Raw genomic sequence first — 2406 nt, forward strand, 5'->3', positions numbered from 1 at the left:
CCTGTTCGAGGACACCCTCACCCGCCAACGCGCCACCCTCGGCCCCGACCACACCAATACCCTCACGACCGCCATGGCGCTCGGCTGGACCCTGGATCGGCTTGKAAAGCGGCATCTCGGACGTTAGTGATCATTCGGAAAAGATGCCCCCCGGCTGGGTGTATTTGCGCTTTCGGGATCTTCATCGCAGAACCGAAAGTACACCGTGATCTGCGACACAGAACCGAAGTGGATGCGGAMGTCCTGCGGCGATCCATACAGGTGGCGACCGTAGTACTTGGTTGGAGTCTCTGGGGATGCCGCCCGACGGTCGGGCCGACTGGGCGCCGAACCTCGCTCGCARCTCGGTCCGGCTCTCCGTCCCAGCCCTTGGTCTGGCGCTCGCTCCGCACCTCGGGGCTGCCCGCATGGGGTCCGACGACACGAACGGCCATTCCATGAATGGAGGCAGGAAACGGTGACCATGCCGGCAAAAAACGGCGTGGGCGTTTCCTGTGAAACATTCCCATCCGCGCGAAATGCCTGCATGGTGTGGATCTTCAGGGTCTTATGGATGGTGGAAGGTAAGTGAATAGGCGGCCCGGAGTGGTGTTACCAGCACCAATCTCCGGGCCTTGATCCCAAATCCTGCGTGAACAGGAGTGTGGAACCCATGGCCATGGTGCCATATGGGCCGATCGGTGGCGGTAACCGGTCGGTGACGAGCGTGGATCTCCAGGTGCATCCGGCGGAGTCGGCGGATGTGCATCTTCCGATGCCGGGTCCTCGGTTCTCGGTGATGCGTCCGACCCYGCTGCTTCCGGCCGGGGTGCGGGTGAGCGTGGCCGGTGACATGCCGTATGACGTGGCGGCGCGCTGGTGGGACTCGCTGACGGTCGCGGGGTCGGCGGCGAGCCAGTGGTACTACTCGCAGATCAACGGCTGGCCCGGTGGTCATCGTCGGGACGGGGGCCGGTGATGGCGGGCTCGCTGCGGGCGTTGCACTTMATCCGTCAGGATGCCGGCGGCTAYGGCGACCTGGCAGACCAGCGGGCGGTGTTCGCGGTGGCATGTACGGCGCGCGGCTGGCGGGCCGGGGGTGCGGTCCGCCAGATCGGGTCCGCACGCCTGGTCGGCGGTCGTCCGGCTGGTCGGGTCGGGGGCGTACGGCGTGGTCGTGGTCGACACGCTGGAACGGCTCGCGGCCACCGAAACCGGGCGGATGGCGGTCCTGGGCCTGCTGCGCCGGACGGGGGTGCGGCTGCTGGTCGCACGCGAACCCCTCGACACCGGCGACGCGATCGGCCGTGCCCTCRCCGATTCCCTGCTCGACCCGGAGGAACAGCGGACACCGCTCGCGGCATGACCTGACCCACGGCTGAGCAAACCCGGGTTCGGGGGCTTCCACGCCACCCGACCCGGGTTTTGATCTTTCACAGAGCCCCGGCTGAGCTGATCTCCTCCGTCGGTCGGGCGGCGGAGGCGATCAGCGGACGTGCCGCGCCTTCCCCCTCCTCCAGAGTGAGGGCCGGGGTTTGGGGCGGAGCCCCAACAACCAGCAACGGCATTACCCTCGCCGGACCTCGCTCGACCCGTCGACCATCCGCGTGGACCAGCGGCACCCTGACCGCCGATCGTCACGGTCGTCACGGACCCCCTGGCGGGGGGTCTGACGGGCCGACGGGCCGACGGGCCGACGGGCCCACGGGGCGACGCTCCGGCCGGGGTGCCGACCGGAGGGAGGCGGGGCCCCGGCCGGGTGTGGCGATCCCGTAGGCGCGGCGCGCACGGCGACGCGCGGCGCGTGCGGCAGGCCCCCCGCGGCGGCCGAAGGCCGCCCTTGAACCCGTAGAGAACATTGGCGACGATCTAGATGGTTGGGCCTGCTGGGAGCGCACGGCGCTCAGATGAGACCTGTTCACCCAGGTCGCGGACGGGTTCGAGCCGTGCCCACTCGGGGTTGGCCACGAGGCGTCGCCAGATTGTCACAGCTCTGGTGACGGTCCTGGGATGGATCTCTTTACCACCCATCGTGACGATGGCCGCGCTGACCGCGGTTGCCGCCTGTTCGGGGTCTGGGTGGGTGCGGTGGATGAAGGCCCGTGCGAGTGCGAGATGGGTGCCGGCGGTGCTGACGTACCGTCCGGTTCCACTGAGCATCGCCAACGACGCGCGGGCGTGCGGCTCGGCTTCGTCGCCCTTGCCAAGGTAGCCGAGGATTACAGCGGTGAAGGCTTTGCCTGCTTCCTCATCGATGGGTGAGGGGCCGGGTTGAAGGGAGCCGCTCCAAACGTGGTCGCGCATGGTCCGCAAGGCGGTTAGTGCTTCGTCTTCGCGGCCGGTGAGGGCGTAGGCGCGGGCCTGTGCGCTGGCAAGGATCGGGACGATATAGGGGTGCGCCTGCGGCTGGGCCTGGGCGGCGATGTC

At 68.6% G+C, this 2406-nt stretch carries 2 protein-coding genes and 1 pseudogene; 2 read left to right on the top strand and 1 reads right to left on the bottom strand.

The genetic code is table 11. The annotated features are described in order from the left end of the window. Positions 1–778 precede the first annotated feature (778 nt). Both CcI156_RS27315 and CcI156_RS23320 read left to right on the top strand, forming a co-directional pair. Positions 779–958, top strand: coding sequence for a hypothetical protein (locus CcI156_RS27315; protein WP_254847587.1), 180 nt, complete (start codon positions 779–781; stop codon positions 956–958). A gap of 120 nt (positions 959–1078) precedes the next feature. After that, on the top strand, positions 1079–1345 hold the full coding sequence (locus CcI156_RS23320) for a hypothetical protein (protein WP_254847588.1): 267 nt from the start codon (positions 1079–1081) through the stop codon (positions 1343–1345). A 503-nt stretch (positions 1346–1848) separates the two neighbouring features. On the opposite strand, the pseudogene CcI156_RS23325 reads toward CcI156_RS23320, so the two are convergent. Continuing rightward, positions 1849–2406, bottom strand: a pseudogene (locus CcI156_RS23325) (hypothetical protein); the annotation flags it as partial.

It is taken from the genome of Frankia sp. CcI156, from assembly GCF_001983015.1.
In the GTDB taxonomy this organism is placed as follows: domain Bacteria; phylum Actinomycetota; class Actinomycetes; order Frankiales; family Frankiaceae; genus Frankia; species Frankia casuarinae.